The sequence below is a fragment of the Pseudomonas sp. IT-P176 genome (assembly GCF_949767245.1).
Classification (GTDB): Bacteria; Pseudomonadota; Gammaproteobacteria; order Pseudomonadales; family Pseudomonadaceae; genus Aquipseudomonas.
Window position 1 is genome coordinate 1 of record NZ_CATKPN010000052.1, and the last position, 21,392, is coordinate 21,392.

Genomic DNA, 21,392 nt, shown 5'->3' on the forward strand with positions numbered 1-21,392 from the left:
GCTGGGTGTCAGACTGTACGCGTCATCGTTGACGACCATCGCGGGCAAGCCCGCTCCCACCGTTATTTGCGGTGCTTGCAAATCCTGCATGCACCCACTGAACCTGTGGGAGCGGGCTTGCCCGCGAAAAGCCCGAGGGCGCTGCTGGGTGTCAGACTGTACGCGTCATCGTTGACGACCATCGCGGGCAGGCCGGCTCCCACAGTAATTTGCAGTGCTTGCAGATCCCGCATACACCCACAGAACCTGTAGGAGCGGGTGCCCGCTTGCGGCCCTGCTCGCGAAAAGCCTGAGGGCGCCGCTGGGTGTCAGACTGCACGCGTCATCGTTGACGACCATCGCGGGCAAGCCCGCTCCCACAGTACTTTGCAGTGCTTGCAGATCCCGCATACACCCACAGAACTTGTGGGAGCGGGCTTGCCCGCGAAAAGCCTGAGGGCGCTGCGGGGTGTCAGACTTTACGCGTCATCGTTGACGACCATCGCGGGCAAGCCCGCTCCCACCGTTATTTGCGGTGCTTGCAAATCCTGCATGCACCCACAGTAATTTGCGGTGCTTGCAAATCCTGCATGCACCCACTGAACCTGTGGGAGCGGGCTTGCCCGCGAAAAGCCTGAGGGCGCTGCTGGGTGTCAGCCTGTACGCGTCATCGTTGACGACCATCGCGGGCAGACGGAGCGCCGCCCGACTCTCTCCCACCAAAAAGAGCGGGTAGTCAGTTCAGCTGGATTTTTTTAGTTTCTTCAAACGCAGCGTGGCCCGTTGCACCGCCGCCATCTTTTCCGGGCGCTTCATGCGTTTCCATTGGCGGATGTCGTCCTTGGTCCGGCCGCAGCTGACACACAACTCGCCGCTCAACTGGCAGACGGCAATGCACGGGTTCTCGATGTCCTTGGCCATGGTTCAACCACGCAGCGCTTCGCAGGCGAACTGCACGTGAGCTGCAACCTGCTGGATTGGCACCTCGGCCTCGCGCAATGCGACTGCCGTCAGCTCGAGCATGCGCTCACCCTCACCGCGGGCCAGTGCCCGATCCAGCTGGGCCTGCGTCTCGAACACCCAGGTCACCCGCAGGCTGGCGGGAAACCGTTGATAGTCGACCTCGTGGGTCAACCAACAGAAGCCGACAATCTCGGCCTTGGCCGTTTCGCAAGCCTCGGTCAGGGTAGCGATCAGGCGCCGCTCGATGTGCGCCTGTTCGCGTTTACTCAGTGCCATGGGGGTTCCTTGAATGACGGGCGGCTAAAGCGGCCATCATACGTGACCGGCGCCCACTCAGCGGGCGCTGGTGAGCGTGGACCGGTTTTTCTGCGAGCCTTGTGCAGGCCAAACGCAAAAAAGCCCAGCACTAAGCTGGGCTTTTTCACATCGATTGAAAACCTGCGCGCCCCTCAAACGGGCTGAAGGGCGCCCAAGGTCTTACAGCGCCATGTCGGCCGCTGGGTTGCTCGGCACAGGCTTGGCCGGGGCTGCCGGGGTTGCAGCCGGCGCCAGGGACGGGTTGATCGCCGGCGGCGGATCCAGTTGCAGGACCTCGCTGGTGTAAGCCCATTCCTGGGCTACACGGGCTGGATCATCGTTGAGCTTGGTACCGTAGCTCGGCACGATCTGGTGCAGTTTTTCCTGCCAGGCCGGGGTCGCCACCTTGTCCTTGAAGACCTTCTCCAGCACGCTGAGCATGATCGGTGCTGCGGTCGAAGCGCCTGGCGATGCGCCCAGCAAACCGGCGATGCTGCCGTCTTGCGAAGCCACGATCTCGGTGCCCAACTTCAGCACGCCGCCCTTCTCTTCGTCACGCTTGATGATCTGCACGCGCTGACCGGCCTGCCACAGACGCCAGTCTTCAGCCTTGGCGTTCGGGAAGTATTCCTTCAGGGCGTTCATGCGGTCGGCGTCCGACAGCATCAACTGACCGGCCAGGTATTCAACCAGTGGGTACTGCTCGATGCCCACCTTGGTCATTGGCCAGAAGTTGTGGGTGGTGGTGCTGGTCAGCAGGTCGAAGTACGAGCCTTCCTTGAGGAATTTGGTGGAGAAGGTCGCGAATGGGCCAAACAGGATCACGCGCTTGCCATCCAGCACGCGGGTATCCAGGTGCGGAACCGACATCGGCGGTGCGCCAACCGACGCCTTGCCGTAGGCCTTGGCCAGGTGTTGCTGGGCAATGGTCGGGTTCTCGGTGACCAGGAACGAACCACCCACCGGGAAACCGGCATATTCCTTGGCTTCCGGGATACCGGACTTCTGCAGCAGGTGCAGGGCACCGCCACCAGCGCCGATGAACACGAACTTGGCGTCGGTCTGGGTTTCGCTACCGTCTTTCAGGTTCTTGTAGGACACACGCCAGGTGCCGTCCTCGTTGCGCGCGATGTCTTCGACTTCGCTCGACACTTTCAGCGAGAAGTTCGGCTTGGTCTGCAGGTAACCGGCGAACTGGCGGGTGATCTCGCCGAAGTTGACGTCGGTGCCCAGGGGCGACCAGGTGGCGGCGATCTTCTGGTTCGGATCACGGCCTTCCATCATCAGCGGGACCCATTGCTTGATCTGGGCCGGGTCTTCGGAGTACTGCATGCCAGCGAACAGCGGGCTGGCCTGCAGGGCTTCGTAGCGCTTCTTGAGGAACTTGATGTTGTCGTCGCCCCACACAAAGCTCATGTGTGGCGTGGAGTTGATGAACGAACGAGGATCTTTCAGGACGCCGTTCTTGACCTGCCAGGCCCAGAACTGACGGGAAATCTGGAAGGCTTCATTGATTTCAATGGCCTTGGGGATTTCGACCTTGCCGTTCTTGTCTTCCGGCGTGTAGTTCAGCTCAGCCAGGGCGGAGTGGCCGGTACCGGCGTTGTTCCAGCCGTTGGAGCTTTCCAGGGCGACGCCGTCGAGACGCTCGACCATCTCCATCGACAGGCCAGGCTCAAGTTCGTTGAGCCAGACACCCAGGGTGGAACTCATGATGCCGCCACCGATCAGCAGCACATCGACTTTTTTGGTTTCAGCTGCATGCACAGGCATCAGGGCCATCGACATGGCCAGGCCAAGTAGCCCCTTGTTCATTTTTTTTAACATTCGGTAATACCTAGGATAGAACGCCATTCACCCCGTTCACGATCATGAGGCGCCCTGGCTGGCAACATGCACTGGCGCATGCCGACGAACCCCGCACTCAGGAAGATCGGTGGGTGAACATATAAGGCCGACAAACACTGTCGACTTCACGTTTAGGCCCCTCCCGTGCTGACTTTCTTGTAAGTCATTGGCTTCAGCTACATGGGTGACACTAATTTCGGATACAACTTCAAGCGCAGTGATTAAACAGAGTAGACCCGCTTGCTCAAATACGCCCGTCAACCGCTTCGCGGCACTCACACCCAACGCCTGAAGACGCCGGATGCCCATGATCCCCGAGGCCGCGAGCCTCCGTGCCGCGGCATTCTACCTCAGGTGCGGCGCTCAACGAACCCGCAAAACCGCTTGATTAGCGCCTGCAGCGGCCATTGGCAAAAACCGTTTAAATTGGCCCCTTACTGCGCCGTGCCATTACGCGGCTTGTAGAACAGAAACTTACCGGTCTCGGCGGTCTTGATGTACGTGCGCGACCAGTCGGGTTTCACATTGCGATCATGGAAATACAAGGCGCCCAGGGTGCGGTCCTTGAGTTGCTGGTTGAGGGCCTTGCGCGCGATCTCCTTGGCCTCGGTGTACTCGCCCTCCTCCCGGACCTGATCCGAGCGACCGTCGCACCACCAGGAAAACTGGCAGGCGCGGGTCTCGACGCCCTGCTTGACCACGCCACACACGGTGTCGGGAAAACCTTCATGGCCCAGGCGGTTCATCACCACGCTGGCCACCGCTTCCATGTCGGCCGTGGAGATACCCTTAGCCTCCCAGTAGATCGTCCGCGACAGGCAGGTGATGGCATCATCCAGCGGCGCCTTGCCTACCGGATCGACCACCTGCACCTCGCTGGGGGTGATGGCCTGGGTCTTGGGCACCGGAGCCGTCCCGGCCTTGTCGACGACTTTCTGCTCGAGGACCTCGGCCTTGTCCTCGACCACCGCGGCCGGTTTTTGCGCCGTTTGTGCCGCGACTGCCTGACTACCCAGGAGCGCGAATAGCAAACCACTGACCATCCAGATGCAACGCATGAGCGCACCCTGCTGATAGATTGGCGACGGGCCCAAACAGTCGACACTGCGGCCGATTGACAGGCTTAAGCGTAGCTGCGAAGTAAAAACCCATTGCGCGACCCGGGGCAAGATCGCGCATCATGTGCCCAGTCAGTTCAAGGGAGACTTCCATGCGCGTCCTGTCATCCATTTTGCGTCTTGCCACGTTGTCGCTGGCAATCGGCTTTGCCAACAGCGCGGCGGCCACCGAGGAAAGCCAACTGGTGGAGTCGATCAACACCTATCGCAGCCAGATCCAGCGCTGCGCGGGCCAGGCCGCCGGCGAACTGCCTGCGCTGGCGGCCGACCCGCGACTGGTACTGTCCCCCGACAGCAATCTCGGCGACCTGCAACAGGCCATGGCCCGCGCGGCGTACCCGATGGTCAACGTGCAGGCGATCACCCTCAAGGGCCCACTCAATGCCCAGGCGGCGATGAAAGCGGTGCAGGAAAGTTTTTGCCAGGTGGTGCTCGACCCGCAGTTCGTCGATATCGGGGTCAGCCGCGCTGGCCCGACATGGCGCATCGTCCTGGCGCGGCCGCTATTGAGTGGACGCCTGGGGGATTGGCAAACCGAAGGCCAGAAGCTCCTGGAGTTGATCAACAGCGCCCGCGCCCAACCGCGCCAGTGCGGCACCCAGGCATTCAGCGCCACCACGCCCCTGGCCTGGAACGCCACGCTCGCCACTGCCGCCCAGGATCACAGCCGGTCGATGGCCAACAACAATTTCTTCGATCACAAGGACCGCGACGGCCGCACTCCCGGCGACCGCGCGGAACTGGCCGGCTACAGCGGCCAACTGGTGGGCGAGAACATCGCCGCCGGCCAGGACACCCCGCGCAAAGTGCTCGACGGCTGGCTGTCCAGCCCCGGGCACTGCGCCAACCTGATGAACCCGCAATTCAGCGAGCTGGGCGCGGCCTATGCGGTGGACCCGAAAAGTGACGCCGGCATCTACTGGACCAGCCTGTTCGGCACGCCATAAACCACGCGCCTTAACGCCGGTCATCCGACAACGGCGTCGGCTCGTCAGGCGATGGTACCTGGGGGTTGGCGCCGGGCGCATCCGGGTCCATCGGACGCTCGACATCAGTGCCCTGGTCCTGGCGATCGGGATCGCCATTGACGTTGGGGTCAGTCACCGGATCGTGTTGCCGGGCCGGATCCGGTGGGTCACTGGGGCTGGGTTCATTCGGGGTAAACATGGACATCATCGTGCACCTCATTCAAGACGCCTGAGGGGCACCAGGCCCCGCCAGGCGTGTGGCTCAAGGAGTGATCAGTCATTGGGCAGCGGCATATCCTTGTCGCTGGGAATGCCATCGCCCTCGCTGGGTTCGTTCCAGTCCTCAGGCCGTTTGCGAGGTACCACATCCGGACGCGCCAGCGGATCGGACAACCGAGGATCGTCCTCCGGTGCCGGATCGGCAGTGGATGGATCATCGTCCAGGGGTTCGTCCTGGAAACTCGAGTCAGTAGACATAGTCACCTCACCGATTGAGGTCCAGAAAGCCTGGGCCGTACTCGTTGGAAGGCGGCCATGCGCCGGGGTGCGGGCGAGATGACGAACGGTTTGCGGCTGCCGGGCCAGGCGGCAAATCCCGACTAGGCTGAGTCAGGCCTGTACCTCATCCCACGACTCAAGGAGACTCCCATGGCATTGCGCATCAACGACCTCGTCCCCGACTTCAGCGCCGACACGGACCAGGGCCCGATCCAGTTCCATGACTGGATCGGCTCGGGCTGGGCGATCCTGTTTTCTCATCCCAAGGATTTCACCCCGGTATGCACCACCGAATTCGGCGCGGTGGCGCAACTGGCCGCCGAATGGGCCAAGCGTGGTACCCAGGTGATCGGCGTGTCCGTGGACAGTGCCGACTCGCACACCCAGTGGAAGACCGACATCGAAGGCTTCTGCCGCGCCAGGGCCGACTTCCCGATCATTGCCGACGAGGGCCTGGCTGTCTCCAAGGCGTTCGACATGCTGCCCGCCGAAGCCTACCTGCCCGATGGCCGGACGGCCGCCGACACCGCCACGGTGCGTTCGGTATTCATCATCGGCCCGGACAAGAAACTCAAGTTGTCGATGACCTACCCGATGTCCGTCGGGCGTAACTTTGCCGAGGTGCTGCGCGCCCTGGATGCCTTGCAGTTGACCTACAACGTACCGCTGGCGACTCCGGCCAATTGGCAGGCGGGACAGGATGTAATCGTCGCCCTGGCGCTCAACGATGAGCAGGCCCGGGACAAGTACGGCAGCCTGGACATCCACCTGCCGTATCTGCGCACCACCGCGGCGCCGAAGTAAACGCAAACGACAGCCGCCCGGCCGTAACGACGGCACGGGCGCTTGCCTTACACCAGGCGTTCGATCTTCTGATGGCGCCACACCAGCCGGTAGTAGGCAGTCTGCAGTGCCAGCATGCTCAGGTAGGCCACTGGAAAGGCCATCCACACCCCAGGCAGACCGAAACGTGCATTGAGCAGGTAGGCCACCGGCAACTCGACACCGAGGATGCAAAACAGCGAGATCGCCACCGGCACCAGCACCGTACCGCTGGCCCGCATTATCCCACCGATCACCGACTGGAAGCCGAACACCAGCATGCTCCAGAGCATGATGTGCAGCAGATGCTGGGCCTGCGCCTGGGTCGCCGGTTCCGTGATGAACAACCCCAGCAGCCAGTGCGACAACAGGTAGCCCAGCAGCACCAGGCCGCCAGTCAACCAGACGTTGATCAACAGGCCCGTGCGCAGGATCGGGCCAATGCGCTCGACGCGTCCGGCACCAATGGCCTGGGCCCCGAGGATCGAGGCGGTGATGGCGATCGACAGCGCGGGAAACTGCACGTAGTTGACGATCTGCGTGACCGCGCCGTACGCCGCCGTGGCCTGGGAGCCGTGCTGGTTGACCAGCGCCAGGATCACCAGTTCGGACAGCGAAATCACCACCATCTGCAGCCCCGTGGGCAAGCCAATCCGCAGCACTTTGGCCAGGATCACCCGGTCCAGGCGCATCGCGGCCAGCAACGCACGATCCGGGGCCAGCACATGAGCCTTGCGGTTCAAGTGCCAGACCAACCACAGCATCGCCGCCAGGTTACCCGCCAGCCCGGCCCACGCCGCACTCTGAATCCCCATCTCGGGCAAGCCGAACCAGCCGCGAATCAACGCCGGCGTCAGCAACAGGCCAATGCAGGTCGAGACCACCAGCGCCAACAGCGGCGACAGCGTATCGCTGACCCCGCGCAACAACTGGGTGAACAGCACAAACACCAACAGCAGCGGCATGGTCCACATCATCACGCGGGCGTAGGCGACCGCATCCTCCAGCACGTCCGCCGGGGTGCCCAAGCCCTGCAATGCCTGCCGGGCGAACACACTGCCGAGCAGCGCCGCGACCAGGCCGATCAGCGCCCCCAGCAGCAGCGTGGTGCCGGCGATGGCCTTGACCATCGCCGGCTCACGCGCGCCCCAGGCCTGCCCAATCAACACCCCGGCTCCAGCGCCCAGGCCGATCACCAGGGCAATGAAGAAAAACACGATGGGGAACATCCCGGACACCGCCGCCAGCGCCTGGGTACCAAGCATCTGACCGATGTAAATACTGTTGACCGTGCCCGACATCGACTGCAGGAAATTCGACAGCACCATCGGGGCGAGGAACAGCAGGTAGGTTTTCCAGAGGGGGCGCGGCGAAACCGGGTTGTGCATGGAGGATCCATCTCGGACAGGCAAGAGAATGTGCTCGCCGCAGTCTACGCCAAATCGCTTCTACCGGGCCTGGTGGAGGGAAGTGAGGTGACAAGGGAATGGGTATAGCGGTGCCATAATCCTGGTCCAAGCGTTCTGAGGCTAAGGCAGCACGCATTTTTTGGTCACTTCGTTCATCCAGGCAGTGCGCGGCATCGTTGACGACCATCGCGAGCAAGCCGCAAGCGGGCACCCGCTCCCACAGGATTTACGGCGTGCCCATAGATTGCAGCAATCCGGGATGGCCCCATCGCGAGCAGGCCGCAAGCGGGCGCCCGCTCCACAGTGTCCGGTATATGCAGGGACCTGTGGGAGCTGGCTTGCCAGCGATAATCGCAAGGACGGCGCGGTGCATCAGGCAGTGCGCGGCATCGTTGACGACCATCGCGAGCAAGCTCGCTCCCACAGGATTTACGGCGTGCCCATAGATTGCGGTAATCCGGGATGGCCCCATCGCGAGCAAGCCGCAAGCGGGCACCCGCTCCACAGTGTCCGGTATATGCAGGGACCTGTGGGAGCTGGCTTGCCAGCGATAATCGCAAGGACGGCGCGGTGCATCAGGCAGTGCGCGTCAACGTTGACGACCATCGCGAGCAAGCTCGCTCCCACAGGATTTACGGCGTGCCCATAGATTGCGGTAATCCGGGATGGCCCCATCGCGGGCAAGCCCGCTCCCACAGGGGAGATTCATACACCAGGGAAAAGCAGGCCGGTAGGCCGCCTCGCCCGCCCTTGCCACTCAACAGGCCGAGCGTTAGCTCGCCTGCAGCTCTTGATCCACCTGCCCCATCGGCAGGCTGAGCGAAGGTATGCATCCGGATTTTGGTAACCACCATGGAGGCCTTGAGCGAGTAGCACAGTGCCGGATGGGCCCGGTGCCGGGTTATTTCAGGTCCAGGCAATAGGTGTAGTAGCCCGGGTCGCGGACGTAGCCCAGCGATTCGTAGAGGCGCTGCGCAGTGTGGTTGTCCGTGGCAGTTTCCAGGACCAAACCCTTGGCCCCGGTGGCCACGGCGAACTCCCGGGCGGCGTTCATCAACAAGCTCCCTACTCCGCGCCCGCGGGCCTGGGAGGCGGTGAACAGGTCGCTGAGCAGCCAGGTGCGATGGGCATCGATCGAGGAGAAACTGGGGTACAGCTGCACGAAACCCAGCGCCTGGCCGGACGCATCCTGCACATAGAAGATCACCGACTCGTCGCGGGCCAGGCGCTCGGCGAGGAACTGCCGCGATTGAGGCAGGTTCGCTGGCTGGCCGTAGAAACCTCGGTAGGCATCGAACAGGCCGGCAACTTGATCCACACGGGAAGCATCGGCGCGCAGCAGTTCAAGGGTCATGGGCAACTCGGATCAGGTCAGGGCTCGATCCTGAAGTCTAGCCAAGCCCGCCAGCCACCCACGGGCTTTTCTGAGCGCCAGGCCCCGCGATCAAACAATCGGGGCAAACCCGGCCGGGGTGTCCGGCCAGGGGCTCAGCACCTCGAAGCCATCGGCGGTCACCGCCACCATGTGCTCCCACTGTGCCGAAAGTGAGTGATCCTTGGTCACCACCGTCCAGCGATCGCCCAGGGTGCGGGTGTGGGGTTTGCCGGCGTTGAGCATCGGCTCAATGGTGAAGATCATCCCCGGCTTGAGGATCAGGCCCTGGCCGGGATGGCCGTAGTGCAGCACCTGCGGCTCGTCGTGATAGACCTTGCCGATACCGTGACCGCAGTACTCGCGCACCACGCTGTAGCCCTCGCGGTGGGCCACGGTCTGGATCGCATGACCGATGTCACCCAGGGTCGAGCCCGGGCGCACGGTGCGGATCCCCGCACACATGGCTTCATAGGTGGTCTCGACCAGGCGCCGGGCGTCCGCGCTGGGTTCGCCGACGAAGTACATGCGGCTGGTGTCGCCGTACCAGCCGTCCTTGACCACCGCGATGTCGATGTTGAGGATGTCGCCGTCCTGCAGGGCCTTGCCCGAGGGAATGCCATGGCAGACCACCTGGTTGACCGAGGTGCATACGGTTTTCGGGAAACCGTGATAACCGACGTTGCCGGGAATGGCTTGCTGCACGTTGACGATGTAGTCGTGGCAGATTTTATCCAGTTGATCGGTGGTGACCCCCGCCTTGACGTGCGGGGTGATCATCGCCAGCACTTCGGCGGCGAGCATCCCGGCCGTACGCGACTGGGCGATCTGTGCCGGGGTATTGAGCGGGACTTTCGCACTCATCGCGAGGTCCCCCCGACCGCCCGCACTGCCGGGCTCAAGGCCTGGTCCGCCGGTGCGCACAGTTGGTTCAAGTCGAGGCCACCGGCCTGTTCGGCACGAATCAGCAAACGGCAGATATCGCTGTGGTCGAGGTTGGGATGCAACTCACTCAACATGCCGATACGCATCCAGTGCTCGGCCTGGGCGTTGATCGAGCGACTGAGCGCATCACTGGCGACACGCAGGTTCTCATGCATGCCTTCGGAAATTTTTACGATACCCATGGCGTAACTCAATATGAAATGTATACGTTTCGTATATTAAGCCAATCCAGGGCGCGATCGCAATTGGCGGATTGCACAGGTGGGCGAAGGCGGCCTTCCCTTGGCGTGACACGCCGCGAAAAAACCTTGGCCTGCTTCTTTTAGCCGCGCCTTGGTGTTAAATAGCCCGCTCAGGGCGCAAGCCCGGACCCTGGCGGGTAATACAGTGCAACGAGAGCCGATATGAAACAGCAGTTTGAGGTCACCGAGGTATCCATTGCGCAGCTGCGGGCTGCGCTCGAATCCGGCCGGACAACTTCGGTTGAGCTGGTCCAGGCCTATCTTGCGCGAATCGCCGCCTACGATGGCGCCGACACCCCCACCGCGCTGAATGCCGTGGTGGTGGCCAACCCGGACGCGCTGCAGGAAGCCCGGGCCAGCGATGAGCGGCGCGCCAAGGGCCAGACACTCGGACCGCTGGATGGCATCCCCTACACCGCCAAGGACAGCTACCTGGTCAAGGGCCTCACCGCCGCCTCCGGCAGCCCGGCCTTCGCCAATTTGATCGCCTACCGCGATGCGTTCACCATCGAACGGCTGCGCGGCGCCGGCGCAATCTGCCTGGGCAAGACCAACATGCCGCCCATGGCCAATGGCGGCATGCAGCGTGGGGTCTACGGCCGCGCCGAAAGCCCGTACAACGCCGCCTACCTCACCGCGCCCTTCGCCTCCGGCTCCTCCAACGGTGCCGGCACTGCGACCGCCGCCAGTTTTGCCGCCTTCGGCCTGGCCGAGGAAACCTGGTCGAGCGGTCGTGGGCCGGCGTCGAACAATGGCTTGTGTGCCTACACGCCATCGCGCGGGGTGATCTCGGTGCGCGGCAACTGGCCGCTGACCCCGACCATGGACGTGGTGGTGCCCTTTGCCCGCACCATGGCCGACCTGCTGGAAGTCCTCGACATCGTGGTCGCCGAGGACCCCGATACCCGTGGCGACCTGTGGCGCCTGCAACCCTGGGTGCCGATCCCCAGCGTGGCCTCGGTGCGTCCGGCGTCCTACCCGGCACTGGCCGCCAACGCCGCAGCCCTCGCCGGCAAACGCTTCGGCGTGCCCCGTATGTTCATCAATGCCGACCCGGAGGCCGGGACCAGCGCCGCGCCGGGAATCGGTGGCCCGACCGGGCAGCGCATCCACACCCGCGAGTCGGTGATCGGTCTCTGGCAAGAGGCACGCCAGGCCCTGGAAGCGGCTGGTGCAGAAGTCCTCGAGGTGGACTTCCCGCTGGTCTCCAACTGCGAAGGCGATCGCCCCGGCGCGCCGACCGTGTTTACCCGCGGCCTGGTGTCCAAGGAGTTCCTCCATCACGAACTGTGGGACCTGACAGCCTGGGCCTTCGACGATTTCCTGCAGGCCAACGGCGATCCGCAGTTGCAGCGCCTGGTGGACGTCGACGGTGCGCTGATTTTCCCCCACGACCCCGGCACCCTGCCCAACCGCGAAGGTGACCTGGTCGCCGGCATGGACGAATACGTGCGCATGGCCGAACGCGGCATCACCCCCTGGGACCAGATCAGCACGGTGCCTGACGGCCTGCGCGGCCTGGAACAGACCCGGCGCATCGACCTCGAGGAGTGGATGGACCGCCTGGGGCTCGACGCCGTGCTGTTCCCCACCGTCGCCGACGTGGCGCCGGCCAATGCCGATGTCGATCCGGCGGCCGCGGATATCGCCTGGAGCAACGGCGTGTGGGTGGCCAACGGCAACCTCGCGATCCGCCACCTGGGCGTGCCGACCGTCACCGTGCCCATGGGCGTCATGCCGGACATCGGCATGCCCGTCGGGCTGACCTTTGCCGGTCGGGCCTATGACGACTCGGCGCTGCTGCGGTTTGCCTCGGCGTTCGAGTCCACAGGTTCCAAGCGCCAGGTCCCGCCGCGCACCCCGCCACTGTGACCTGCGCGGGACTGGCGCCGCCCTGGCGCCAGTCCCCTGCCCCGCGTCTCACTTGATCCGGTAATGAAAGGTATTGCGCACCGCTGGTACAGCCACCGCGCGACCGTCCACCATGCGTGGCTGATAGCGAAAGGTGTTGGCCGCCGCCAGTGACGGACGCATGAACAACGGATGGCAGCCGTCGAGCACCCGCGGGTTTTCCACTTTGCCCTGGGGGTTGACGGTGTATTCCACCGAGCAGTCGCCCTCGATGTTCTTGTCCAGGGCTCGCTGCGGATAATCCGGCGCCTCCTTGCTCAACGGCAGGTACTGACGACTGTCGGCCGCCGCCTGCTGGCGCGTGCGTTCGGCTGCCTGGCGCGCCTGGTCTGCCTGCTGCTGGGCCAGGCGTTGCTGCTCGGCTTCGCGGCTGCGCTGCTCCTGGGCCACGCGCTGGCGGTGTTGCTCGGCCTCGCGAGTGCGCTGCTCTTCGACCCGCTTGCGAGCGAGGCTCGCCTGTTCCAATTTGCGGGCCTGGATCTGCGGGTCGACTGCCGGTTTGACCGCTGCCGGAGCCGCTGGTACCGGCGCGGCCACTACCGGCGCAGGCGGTGCAGGCTCGACCACCGCCGGCAGCGGTTCAGCGGCGGGGACCGGGGCTGGCGGCGCCGGGGGCAACATCACCAATTGGGTCCGCAGCACCGCAGCCGGCGCTGGCGCTGGTGGCGCCACCGACCAAGTGTGCACCAGCAACGCCAGGACCAGCACATGCAGCGCCACTGCCAGGCCCGCCGCCAGGCTATTGCGCCAGAACCCCGACTGATCGGCGCGTGGCAACACCAGGGCTGGGTGGGCCATGCTCATGCTGGTCATTGCGGCGCCTCGGTAACCAGTCCGAGGTTGCTCACCCCGCCCTGCTGCAACGCCGCCATGGCCGCCACCACCGTGCCGTAGCCAGCGTCCTTGTCGGCGCGGATATAGACCTGGGTCTGGCTGTTGGCCGCAACGATGTCCGTGACCTTGGCCCGCATCTCGTCCAGGGTCAGCGCGCTGTCGGTCTGCTGCTGGGTGTCGAGTTCCCCTCCCAGGTTCCAGGAGTAACCGCCCCCAGCCTGCACCGACAGCGTGAGGATCTGTTGGCGGCTGTCAGTGGCCAGGGCTTCGCTGGCGACCTTGGGCAGCTCGATCTTCACGCCCTGGGTGAGCATCGGCGCGGTGACCATGAAGATCACCAACAGCACCAGCATCACGTCGATATAGGGCACGACGTTCATTTCGGCCTTGGGCCCGTGTTTGCGTTGCGGCCTGACTAACATTGGCTCTCTCCTGCTCAGGCGGCTACGGCCAGGTTGATGGAGCCGCCGTGCAACGTGCGATGCAGGCGTACTTGCAGCTCATTGCCGAAGGCGTAGTAACGGGTCAGCAGGGTCTGGCTGCGTGCAGAAAAACGGTTGTAGGCGATCACCGCGGGAATCGCCGCAAACAGGCCGATAGCGGTGGCAATCAGCGCTTCGGCGATGCCCGGCGCCACCGTGGACAAGGTTGCCTGCTGCACCTGGGACAGGCCGAGGAAGGAGTTCATGATCCCCCACACGGTGCCGAACAGGCCGATGTAAGGGCTGACCGAACCGACCGTGGCGAGAAACTGCAGGCCCTTTTCCAGCTTGATCTCCTGCTCGCTGAGGGCCACGAACATGGCTCGCTCCACGCCCTCGAGCACCACCTCGGGATTGTTGCCGGGGTGCTGGCGCAGTTGGCTGAAGGCCTGTAGGCCGCTATGGAACACCGGCTCGATGCCGGCCTCAGGATCGCTGCTCTGCGCGGTCTCGCGGTACAACGGCTGCAAGTCCGGGGCACTGCGAAAGCGCTGGATAAACGCATTGGCCTGGCGCTCGCGCTGGCGCAGCACACGGCTGCGGGCAATGATCAGGTACCAGCTAAGTACGGACGCCAGCAACAACGTGAGCATGACGGCTTTGACCAACAGACTGGCGTCGCTGATCAGCCCCCAGACGGTCATGTGTTCCAGTGTGGCCTGCATGGTGAAGCTCCTTGGTGGGTGCCCGGTGGCGGTTGCCGTGCAACGGCCGCCAGGCTATTCGATGAAAAACCGATGACAGGTTGATGACAGCCGAGGTCAGGGCAATTGCAGCGCCTGGGTGACCTCGGCCCAAGGCACGAACTTGAAGTTCTGGGTCTGTTCGGGCATCCGCTTGCGCCCGTCCTGCACCACCAGCATGCCCTTGCTCCAGGCCCCGCCGAGGTTGACCGCGGTGACCTCCAGGCCGTCGGTTTCTGCGGCACCGTCGATGCCGGCCGGCGCATTCAGGCCGACCCGAAAGGCCCCGCGGGAGGCGAAGGGCGGCTCGGCGTCCAGCACCAGGTAGCTGTCGTTGCCTTGGCTGGAGATCACCAGATAGTCATGGCCCGGGCTTTGATACAGCGCCAGGCCCTCTACATCGGCGTGCAGTTGCGGGCCGACCTTGATCACGCTGGTCAACTGCGCCGGCTGATCGGCACGAGCATCCACCGCCCAGACCCCAACGTCCTCTTCGCCGAGGAACAGGCGCTGGCGTTGATCGTCGGCCACACAGCCTTCGGGCTGGCTGTCGACCTTGAACTGGCGCACCAACTCACCCTGCACCACACCACTGGGTGCACTCAGGCGGTATTGCAGGAAGGTGCCATCCTTGCCGTTGGCAATTGCATACAGCTCGCCACTGGCGGGCTGGAACAGGCAGATGCCATAGATGTCCTTGAGCGGCGTGGCGATCTCGCCGGCCTCGCGCAACTCACCGCTGCTGCGGTCGATGCTGAACAGGCTGAGGCTGTTGTGATCGCGATTACTCGCCACCGCGAGGTCGACCGTCTGCTGGCCGAGCTTGAAGTTGGGCCGCACGTCGACATTGTTCAGGCGCCCCACCGACAACTCCTGAAGCAGCTTGCCTTGCAGGTCATAGGCCAACAGTCCCTGCTTTTTGTTGGTGCCCAGGACCCGGCTCAAGGCCGGTTGTTGCGGGTGAATCCAGATCGCCGGATCGTCCGCCGCATCGCCCTGGCGCCCGACCGGGTCACTCTGGGCCAGCGCGCCGACGCTCGGCAGCACCGGTGCCAAGGGCACAGGCTTGGCCTGCCAGTCCAGTTCGCCCTGGTACAGACGCCCGTCGTCGTCATCACGCAGCAACAGCTGCAGGCCATTGGCGGTGGCCCGCAGGGCGAGGTTCTGCGGTTCTTTCAACTCACTCACCGGCAGTTTTGCCACGGTGCTCCAGGCAGCGTCCTGCTGCTGATACAGGTGCAGCTGGGCCGCCTTGGGGTCGAGCCCGACCACGCCGCCCGGCACCAGCGCCATGGCCCCGGCCTCCTGGCTGATATCGCCAAAGGGCTTGCGCAGGGCCACCGGCACCCGCAACACCTCGGCCTCAGAGTGGGCCGGATAGGCCCACCAGCCGACGTTTTCCTCGTTGACCAGTAACTGGTTGGCGCCATCGTCGACCTGGCAGAACTGCGCCGAAGGCGGCAGCGGCAAACCTCGAACCCGCTGCGGTTGCGGGTTCAACTGTGCACCGTGGCCCACCAGCCACTGCTCACCCTTGCCCTCCTCGCCCACCAGGAACAGGAACAGGTTGCTGGCGTCGTCGCGGTACAGGCACAGGCCATTGACCGCAAAGTCCCGCGTTGGCAGATACACCGGCTGGCCAAAACGCCGCTGGCGCGGATCAAGGCTGACCAGCAGTGCCTGCTGCCGACTGTTGTCGAGACTGGCCAACAGCACCTGCTGGCCGGCAGCCCGGCGGTCCAGGCCACTGAAAGTGCCAGCCAGGTTGGCCAGCGGCGCACCTTGTTCGTCTAGCAACAGCAAGCCATCGCGCTCACTGGCCGCCAGGCGCTGCGGGCCGAGGTCGGCCGGCAAGAACGCCAGTGCATCCACAGTGAGACCGGGGGCCCAGGGGCTGAGAGTCAACTTCGGCCCGGCGGCCAACGCCTGGCCCGTGCCCAGGCAGATCAAGGCGGCCAACAGGCAGCGCTTGGGGGAAAACGAAATAGTCATGGAAGTCCTTGGTGATGTATTGCCCGAATCTGTGGTCCGCAGGGAATCAAAAATGGGTAAAGGTCAGGCCGAGCTTGAAGGTCGGGCCGTACTCTTCGTATTGGGCGTTGTAGGCGCCGTGGCCGGTGTAGACGTAGTACGACTCGTCCGTGAGGTTCTGCGCCTCGAAGTTGACCTGCAGGTTCTTGGTCAGCGAGTAACGCGCACTGAAGTCAACGAAGGTCTGGGCATCCACGTGCAGGTCGTGGGCCTTGTCGTTGATCGCGGCCAGCTCATAGAGGTAGTCGGACTTGTAGTTGGCCGACAGGCGCAGGCTGAGCTTGTCGTCTTCCCAGCCGAGCATCAGGTTGCCGACGGTGTCCGACTGGCTCGGCAGGTCGATGCTGCGCTTGCGGTTGCTGCCGCTGGCGGCGTCGAAGCCTTCAATCTGCGCATCAGAACGGCTGAAAGTGGCGTTGGCGCCCAGCAGCAGGCCGTTCCAGGGGGCGGGCAGCCAGTCGTATTTCTGCGAGTAGGCCAGTTCCAGCCCGTAGAGCTTGGCGCTGTCACCGTTGGTGAAGGTGTGGGCCTCGGAGAAATCAACCCAGGCACCGCTGCCGGCGACGTCGGTGTTGTAGACGAAGTTCTGGATGTCCTTGTAGAACACGAACGCCGAGACCGTGCCGGCACGGCCCATGTAGTGCTCGATGCCCAGGTCCAGGTTGCTCGACTCCAGGGGCTTGAGGTTGGGGTTGCCAAAGGTCGCCTCGTCATCGTCGATGACAAACCCCGGCGCCAGTTGACCGAAGGTCGGCCGCACCACGGACTTGGTCCAGGCCGCGCGCACCTGGGTGTTCTTGTCCAGTTGGTAGCGCGCGTGCAGGCCGGGCAACCAGTGGTGATAGCTGCTCTTGCTGTCGCTGGCCTCGAACTCGCCGTCGTTGACCCCGGTGCCCTTGGCCGCAAACTCGGTGCCTTCGTAGCGCATGCCGGCAATGAAGCGCCAATCGTCGATGTCCAGGGTGTTCATCAGGTAGCCGGCGTTGATGTCCTCGCTCATCTTGAAGTCGTTGACCCGTGACTCGGTCTCGTCATAGAAGTCCGCCCGGTCGAGGCCGCCGATCAGGTCCTTGATCGCGCTGCCACTGATGCCCGGACCGAACTCGCCGAGACGGTAGTGCACCTTGCCCTTCTGGAACTGGCTGAGGTTGAGCTGTTCATCACTGAACCCCAGGTCGTCGAAGTCCTCATAGACCCAGGCGTCGAGGTCGTTGTCTTTGTTGCGCCGGCTGACCTTGCCGCCGAACTTGACCTGCGACGCATACCCGCTGAGGTCATAGTCGCGGGCCAGGTCCAGGCGCAGGTTTTTCTCGGTGTCGGTGGTTTTCTGCTGTTCCCAGTCGACCTTGTCGAGGCTGAAGTTGTCGGGGTTGTAGAAGTCCTGGCCGATGATCAGCCGCGGCTTTTCGCTGTCGTAGAAACCACTGCCGGCAAAGTCCTCGGCGCCGCTGAAGGCGGCATTGGCGATGTGCCCCGGGCTGTCTTCGCTGGAGCGGCTGTAACCGGCCTGGCCGCTGAGGGTCCACAGGCCCAGCAGGCGCTCGCCACCCAGCACGTAGGATTGGATTTCCTGGGTTTCCTCGCGCTGCTTGAGCTTGCGCTTGCCATCGGCGTCCCCCAGTTCACCGGCGGCCTGGGGCTCGGCGAACTCGATGCTGGTGGAGTTGCGCGTCTCGCTGTCCTTGTAGCGGCTGTAGAGGGTGCGCAGGTAATAGCTGCTCAGGTCGTCGGGCTTGTAATCGAAGTTCAGGCCGCCGCCGCTGCGCTCCCGACTGATGTCGTAGTCACGCTGCTCGAACTCCTCGAGCCGTGCGCCCCGCTCGAAGTCCCAGGCGCCGCCGGTCTCGACGTTGTCCGAAGCGAAGTCACGCTTCTGCCAGCTCAGCGCCGCGGCCACGCCGAAGTTGTCGATGCCATCGCCGAGGCTGAAGCGGTCGCTGATCGCCCCGGAAAATTTCGGGCTGGTCTGATGGCTGTTCTGGTCATAGCTGGCCTCGCTGCTGCCGGTATAGAACAGGCCCTGATGATCGAAGGCCGACAGACTCTGCACATCCACGGTGCCACCGAGGGAGTTGGCATCCATGTCCGGGGTCAGGGTCTTGATCACCGAAAGCGATTGCACCAGCTCCGCCGGCAATACATCGAGGGCCACGGCGCGGCGCTCGCTTTCCGGCGAGGGCACCAGGGTGCCGTTGATGGTCACGCTGTTGAGGTCCGGTCCCAGGCCCCGCACGCTGACAAACCGGCCTTCGCCCTGGTCGCGTTCGACGCTGATCCCCGGCAGGCGTTGCACCGCCTCGGCCACGTTCTCGTCCGGCAATTGCGCCACGCCGTCGGCATGCACCACGCTCTTGATGCTGTCGGAGCGGCGCTGTTCCTTGAGCGCCTGATCGATACTGGCAGCCTGGCCGACCACTTCGATGTGCTCGGTCTGGCCGGCGGTTTCGGCGGCGTGCAAGCGGTCGCTGGCTATCGCCAGGGCCAGGGCGGTCAGCGTGAAACTGACAAGCCCGGCGGTGCCGCTGCGCGGGTGGCTGCTGCGCTGGTACATGGTGGTCCCCCCCAAGAGTCCGATAACGCCAGGCAAGACGCCCGGCAACTGGGAGGGCACGCTAGGGGTGGGGAATGACGGTTCTGTGACAGCCACTGCCAGATGGCCCGGTAAACAGGGGGTTTAGCGCGGTTTTCCTGGGACAGTGAGCTGATTTGACCTCTGATACGAGGGGGCCGATCAGCATTTTGCTCTGACTTGAGAGCATCGCGAGCAAGCTCGCTCCCACAGGTTTAGTGGCCGTACGCAAGATTTGCAGGCAACCAGATTTACTGTGGGAGAGGCCGGGCGGCGCTCCGCTTGCTCGCGACGGCGATTTTCCAGGCATCACGCGCTGGGTGGCGCAAAAATCGCGTGTCCCAGGCTGAGCTGATTCGACCTCCCTGCCCTGTCACCCAACTGTCACAGACATCTGCTGTGCTGGCGCGCATTGCTCGTTCGCCAAAGGATCACGGCCATGTTCTCGGTACTCAAACCCCACCGCTGGAAACTGCTCCTGCTGCTGTTGGCCGCCAACCTGGGGCTGCTCCTGCACCTGGCCTGCGGCGAGTTGAAAAGCGTCGGCGAATGGGTCTGGCTGGATATCGTCGGTGAAGGCGGCTCGGCCCTGCTGGCCCTGGTCTGGCTGGGCCTGGTGCTGAAAAGTCGGCCCGCCGGGCGGGTCACCAATTACCTGGTGCTAGGCCTGGGCTGCATCTTTTTCTCCTGGTGGATCGACAGCCTCGACGAGTTTATCCGCCTGCCCGACAGCATCACCTGGGATCACTGGCTGGAGTCCGGGCCGATGCCGGTGGGCATGCTCCTGCTGACCCTGGGCATCTACCACTGGCACCGCGAACAACTGGCGATCAGCGCGCAGATGGAAAAACGCGAGCGGCTGTTTCGCGAACACCGGCTGTTCGACAAGCTCACGCCCTTGGGCGGTGCCGACTATCTCAAGCGCCAACTGGCCAGCAGCCTCGCGGAAAGCCTGGAGCAGCAGCAACCGCTGTCGCTGCTGGCCCTGGACCTGGACAACTTCGCCGCCATCAACCAGGCCTGTGGTCACGCTGAAGGCGACGCCGTGCTGCAGGCCGTGAGTCACTTGCTGCTGCTCAACCTGCGGCGCCAGGACCTGCTCTGCCGCCTGGCCGGCGATCGTTTTGTGGTGGTGCTGGCCAACACCGGCGAAAGCCAGGCGCGGTTACTGGCACTGGAGCTGCAACAGGCGGTGCACGGCCTGGCCCACAAAACCCGCCAGCACGGCGAACGCCTGCACCTGTCGGCAAGCACCGCGGTGGTGATGGCCATGGACGAATCCCCCGAGCAGTTGCTCAAACGCCTGAACCTGGCGCTGGCCCGGGCCAAGCAGCCGCTGGCCAAGACGGCCTGAGGCGCGCACATGACCTGCAAAACCCTGTGGTACGAAAACGACAGTCGCTTCATTCCCGGGCACTACCAGCCGGCGACCCTGATCGACCTGGCCCTCTCGCGGGATATCGACAGCCATCGCCTGTTGCGCGGCACCGGGCTGTTCCATGAGGACATCCTGGCCGGCCAGACCCGCCTCAGTCCCCAGCAGTTCTTCGCCTTGATTGGCAACAGCAAGCGGCTGCTCGACGCCGACGACAGCAGCTTCCTGTTTGGCCAGCGTCTGTTGCCGGGGCATTACGGTGCCGCCAGCCATGCCCTGCGCCACGCGCAGAACCTGCACCAGGCTCTCGACACCCTGGTCCAGCAGCAGGCGCTGCTCAGTCCCTTGGTCACCCCGCAACTGGTGCTGGATGAGCAGTACGCCTACTTCTACTGGCTCGACAGCTGCGGCGCGGGCGAGCAGTGGCGCTTCCTGCTGGAAGCGAGCATGACCTCGCTGGTCGCCATGAGCCAATGGCTCAGTGGCCAGCGCCTGCCCTGGCAATGCAGTTTAAGCTCCGACGAGCCCCGTTATGTCGAACAGTACTGGGTGCACCTGGGCGAGCAAACCCAGTTCCAGCGCCCGCTGGACATGATGCGCATTCCCCGCCAGTACCTGACGCAAGCCTGGCCCGGCGCCTCCGCCACGGCCGGCCAGGTCGCACGCCAGGAAGCCCAGCAGCAGTTGGACCAGTTGGGCCATGCCAGCAGTTTTCTCGCCTGCCTGTACCGTTACCTGCAAAGCCAAGTCCGCCAGGCGCCGAGCCTGGAGCAGGCGGCTCACGCCTTCGCCATGAGCCCGGCCACCCTCAAGCGCAAGTTGCACAAGCACGACACCGGCTTTCAGCAGCAGGTCGACCTGGTGCGCAAACATGTGGCGCTCTACCTGTACCAGGTCAAGGGTATGAACAACGAGGAAGTCGCGGCCTACTTGAACTTCAACGACCCGGCGAACTTTCGGCGCTCGTTCAAGCGCTGGACCGGCAGCACCCCCAACCTGATCCGCCAGTTGTTCTGTGGAGCTTGAAACGCCGCAGGCTATCGAAA

20 protein-coding genes are annotated in these 21,392 nt (G+C 64.0%); 5 read left to right on the forward strand and 15 right to left on the reverse strand.

Features of this window, described 5'->3' with window-relative positions:
* Positions 1-720 precede the first annotated feature (720 nt).
* The 4 genes from ACM6IP_RS15420 to ACM6IP_RS15435 form a co-directional block, all read right to left on the reverse strand.
* Positions 721-900: a DUF1289 domain-containing protein gene (locus ACM6IP_RS15420; protein WP_095169917.1), complete on the reverse strand. Its 180-nt coding sequence runs from the start codon at positions 898-900 to the stop codon at positions 721-723.
* 3 nt (positions 901-903) lie between these two features.
* Positions 904-1,218, reverse strand: a complete 315-nt coding sequence (locus ACM6IP_RS15425; RefSeq protein ID WP_414861801.1) for a hypothetical protein — start codon at positions 1,216-1,218, stop codon at positions 904-906.
* Between the two features lie 201 nt (positions 1,219-1,419).
* A complete protein-coding gene (mqo, locus tag ACM6IP_RS15430; RefSeq protein ID WP_414861802.1) occupies positions 1,420-3,066 on the reverse strand; it encodes a malate dehydrogenase (quinone) in 1,647 nt (548 codons plus the stop codon).
* A 455-nt stretch (positions 3,067-3,521) separates the two neighbouring features.
* On the reverse strand, positions 3,522-4,145 hold the full coding sequence (locus tag ACM6IP_RS15435) for a cell wall hydrolase (protein WP_159996515.1): 624 nt from the start codon (positions 4,143-4,145) through the stop codon (positions 3,522-3,524).
* A gap of 152 nt (positions 4,146-4,297) precedes the next feature.
* Here ACM6IP_RS15435 and ACM6IP_RS15440 point away from each other — a divergent pair, with 152 nt between their 5' ends.
* Positions 4,298-5,152, forward strand: coding sequence for a CAP domain-containing protein (locus tag ACM6IP_RS15440; RefSeq protein WP_414861803.1), 855 nt, complete (start codon positions 4,298-4,300; stop codon positions 5,150-5,152).
* Positions 5,153-5,162: 10 nt separating this feature from the next.
* Here ACM6IP_RS15440 and ACM6IP_RS15445 read toward each other — a convergent pair whose 3' ends face one another.
* Entirely contained in the window at positions 5,163-5,378 is a 216-nt protein-coding gene (locus tag ACM6IP_RS15445) for a hypothetical protein (protein ID WP_414861804.1), read from the reverse strand.
* Between the two features lie 68 nt (positions 5,379-5,446).
* The gene (locus tag ACM6IP_RS15450) at positions 5,447-5,650 is read right to left on the reverse strand and encodes a hypothetical protein (protein ID WP_095169908.1); all 204 of its coding nucleotides are present in this window, start codon (positions 5,648-5,650) and stop codon (positions 5,447-5,449) included.
* A gap of 171 nt (positions 5,651-5,821) precedes the next feature.
* On the opposite strand from ACM6IP_RS15450, the gene ACM6IP_RS15455 reads away from it, so the two are divergent.
* Complete coding sequence (locus ACM6IP_RS15455) at positions 5,822-6,475, forward strand: peroxiredoxin (protein WP_095169907.1); 654 nt, start codon at positions 5,822-5,824, stop codon at positions 6,473-6,475.
* Between the two features lie 47 nt (positions 6,476-6,522).
* Here the strand turns inward: ACM6IP_RS15455 and ACM6IP_RS15460 are convergent, their stop codons facing one another.
* From ACM6IP_RS15460 to ACM6IP_RS15475, 4 genes are all read right to left on the reverse strand, one after another.
* The gene (locus tag ACM6IP_RS15460; protein WP_095169906.1) at positions 6,523-7,881 is read right to left on the reverse strand and encodes an MATE family efflux transporter; all 1,359 of its coding nucleotides are present in this window, start codon (positions 7,879-7,881) and stop codon (positions 6,523-6,525) included.
* 922 nt (positions 7,882-8,803) lie between these two features.
* Entirely contained in the window at positions 8,804-9,256 is a 453-nt protein-coding gene (locus tag ACM6IP_RS15465; protein ID WP_320332447.1) for a GNAT family N-acetyltransferase, read from the reverse strand.
* Between the two features lie 90 nt (positions 9,257-9,346).
* Positions 9,347-10,138: a type I methionyl aminopeptidase gene (map, locus tag ACM6IP_RS15470; RefSeq protein WP_159996525.1), complete on the reverse strand. Its 792-nt coding sequence runs from the start codon at positions 10,136-10,138 to the stop codon at positions 9,347-9,349.
* Entirely contained in the window at positions 10,135-10,401 is a 267-nt protein-coding gene (locus ACM6IP_RS15475) for a ParD-like family protein (RefSeq protein ID WP_095169903.1), read from the reverse strand. Before ACM6IP_RS15475 ends, map begins: the two co-directional genes overlap by 4 nt.
* Before the next feature lie 222 nt (positions 10,402-10,623).
* Here ACM6IP_RS15475 and ACM6IP_RS15480 point away from each other — a divergent pair, with 222 nt between their 5' ends.
* The gene (locus ACM6IP_RS15480; protein WP_320332448.1) at positions 10,624-12,333 is read left to right on the forward strand and encodes an amidase; all 1,710 of its coding nucleotides are present in this window, start codon (positions 10,624-10,626) and stop codon (positions 12,331-12,333) included.
* A gap of 48 nt (positions 12,334-12,381) precedes the next feature.
* Here the strand turns inward: ACM6IP_RS15480 and ACM6IP_RS15485 are convergent, their stop codons facing one another.
* The 5 genes from ACM6IP_RS15485 to ACM6IP_RS15505 all read right to left on the reverse strand — a co-directional run bounded on the left by ACM6IP_RS15485 (position 12,382) and on the right by ACM6IP_RS15505 (position 18,953).
* Entirely contained in the window at positions 12,382-13,185 is an 804-nt protein-coding gene (locus ACM6IP_RS15485; protein WP_414861805.1) for an energy transducer TonB, read from the reverse strand.
* Positions 13,182-13,628 carry a protein TolR gene (gene tolR / locus ACM6IP_RS15490; RefSeq protein ID WP_095169900.1) on the reverse strand — a complete coding sequence of 149 codons (447 nt, stop codon included), beginning with the start codon at positions 13,626-13,628 and terminating at the stop codon, positions 13,182-13,184. Before tolR ends, ACM6IP_RS15485 begins: the two co-directional genes overlap by 4 nt.
* Positions 13,629-13,642: 14 nt before the next feature.
* Complete coding sequence (gene tolQ, locus ACM6IP_RS15495) at positions 13,643-14,353, reverse strand: protein TolQ (RefSeq protein ID WP_095169899.1); 711 nt, start codon at positions 14,351-14,353, stop codon at positions 13,643-13,645.
* 96 nt (positions 14,354-14,449) lie between these two features.
* Positions 14,450-16,363 (reverse strand): phytase, encoded by a 1,914-nt coding sequence (locus ACM6IP_RS15500; RefSeq protein ID WP_414861806.1) that lies wholly within the window; start codon positions 16,361-16,363, stop codon positions 14,450-14,452.
* A gap of 46 nt (positions 16,364-16,409) precedes the next feature.
* Entirely contained in the window at positions 16,410-18,953 is a 2,544-nt protein-coding gene (locus ACM6IP_RS15505) for a TonB-dependent receptor (RefSeq protein WP_320332451.1), read from the reverse strand.
* A gap of 457 nt (positions 18,954-19,410) precedes the next feature.
* Between ACM6IP_RS15505 and ACM6IP_RS15510 the strand changes: the two genes are divergently transcribed.
* Together ACM6IP_RS15510 and ACM6IP_RS15515 are read left to right on the forward strand one after the other, a co-directional pair.
* Positions 19,411-20,325 carry a GGDEF domain-containing protein gene (locus tag ACM6IP_RS15510; protein WP_414861807.1) on the forward strand — a complete coding sequence of 305 codons (915 nt, stop codon included), beginning with the start codon at positions 19,411-19,413 and terminating at the stop codon, positions 20,323-20,325.
* Positions 20,326-20,334: 9 nt separating this feature from the next.
* Positions 20,335-21,372, forward strand: a complete 1,038-nt coding sequence (locus tag ACM6IP_RS15515) for an AraC family transcriptional regulator ligand-binding domain-containing protein (RefSeq protein ID WP_414861808.1) — start codon at positions 20,335-20,337, stop codon at positions 21,370-21,372.
* Positions 21,373-21,392: the final 20 nt, after the last annotated feature.

Bases quoted from the DNA above. Each gene is read 5' to 3' on its own strand.
- ACM6IP_RS15420 (WP_095169917.1), bottom strand. From the start codon at position 900: ATGGCCAAGGACATCGAGAACCCGTGCATTGCCGTCTGCCAGTTGAGC.
- ACM6IP_RS15425 (WP_414861801.1), bottom strand. From the start codon at position 1,218: ATGGCACTGAGTAAACGCGAACAGGCGCACATCGAGCGGCGCCTGATC.
- mqo (WP_414861802.1), bottom strand. From the start codon at position 3,066: ATGTTAAAAAAAATGAACAAGGGGCTACTTGGCCTGGCCATGTCGATG.
- ACM6IP_RS15435 (WP_159996515.1), bottom strand. From the start codon at position 4,145: ATGCGTTGCATCTGGATGGTCAGTGGTTTGCTATTCGCGCTCCTGGGT.
- ACM6IP_RS15440 (WP_414861803.1), top strand. From the start codon at position 4,298: ATGCGCGTCCTGTCATCCATTTTGCGTCTTGCCACGTTGTCGCTGGCA.
- ACM6IP_RS15445 (WP_414861804.1), bottom strand. From the start codon at position 5,378: ATGTCCATGTTTACCCCGAATGAACCCAGCCCCAGTGACCCACCGGAT.
- ACM6IP_RS15450 (WP_095169908.1), bottom strand. From the start codon at position 5,650: ATGTCTACTGACTCGAGTTTCCAGGACGAACCCCTGGACGATGATCCA.
- ACM6IP_RS15455 (WP_095169907.1), top strand. From the start codon at position 5,822: ATGGCATTGCGCATCAACGACCTCGTCCCCGACTTCAGCGCCGACACG.
- ACM6IP_RS15460 (WP_095169906.1), bottom strand. From the start codon at position 7,881: ATGCACAACCCGGTTTCGCCGCGCCCCCTCTGGAAAACCTACCTGCTG.
- ACM6IP_RS15465 (WP_320332447.1), bottom strand. From the start codon at position 9,256: ATGACCCTTGAACTGCTGCGCGCCGATGCTTCCCGTGTGGATCAAGTT.
- map (WP_159996525.1), bottom strand. From the start codon at position 10,138: ATGAGTGCGAAAGTCCCGCTCAATACCCCGGCACAGATCGCCCAGTCG.
- ACM6IP_RS15475 (WP_095169903.1), bottom strand. From the start codon at position 10,401: ATGGGTATCGTAAAAATTTCCGAAGGCATGCATGAGAACCTGCGTGTC.
- ACM6IP_RS15480 (WP_320332448.1), top strand. From the start codon at position 10,624: ATGAAACAGCAGTTTGAGGTCACCGAGGTATCCATTGCGCAGCTGCGG.
- ACM6IP_RS15485 (WP_414861805.1), bottom strand. From the start codon at position 13,185: ATGACCAGCATGAGCATGGCCCACCCAGCCCTGGTGTTGCCACGCGCC.
- tolR (WP_095169900.1), bottom strand. From the start codon at position 13,628: ATGTTAGTCAGGCCGCAACGCAAACACGGGCCCAAGGCCGAAATGAAC.
- tolQ (WP_095169899.1), bottom strand. From the start codon at position 14,353: ATGCAGGCCACACTGGAACACATGACCGTCTGGGGGCTGATCAGCGAC.
- ACM6IP_RS15500 (WP_414861806.1), bottom strand. From the start codon at position 16,363: ATGACTATTTCGTTTTCCCCCAAGCGCTGCCTGTTGGCCGCCTTGATC.
- ACM6IP_RS15505 (WP_320332451.1), bottom strand. From the start codon at position 18,953: ATGTACCAGCGCAGCAGCCACCCGCGCAGCGGCACCGCCGGGCTTGTC.
- ACM6IP_RS15510 (WP_414861807.1), top strand. From the start codon at position 19,411: ATGTTCTCGGTACTCAAACCCCACCGCTGGAAACTGCTCCTGCTGCTG.
- ACM6IP_RS15515 (WP_414861808.1), top strand. From the start codon at position 20,335: ATGACCTGCAAAACCCTGTGGTACGAAAACGACAGTCGCTTCATTCCC.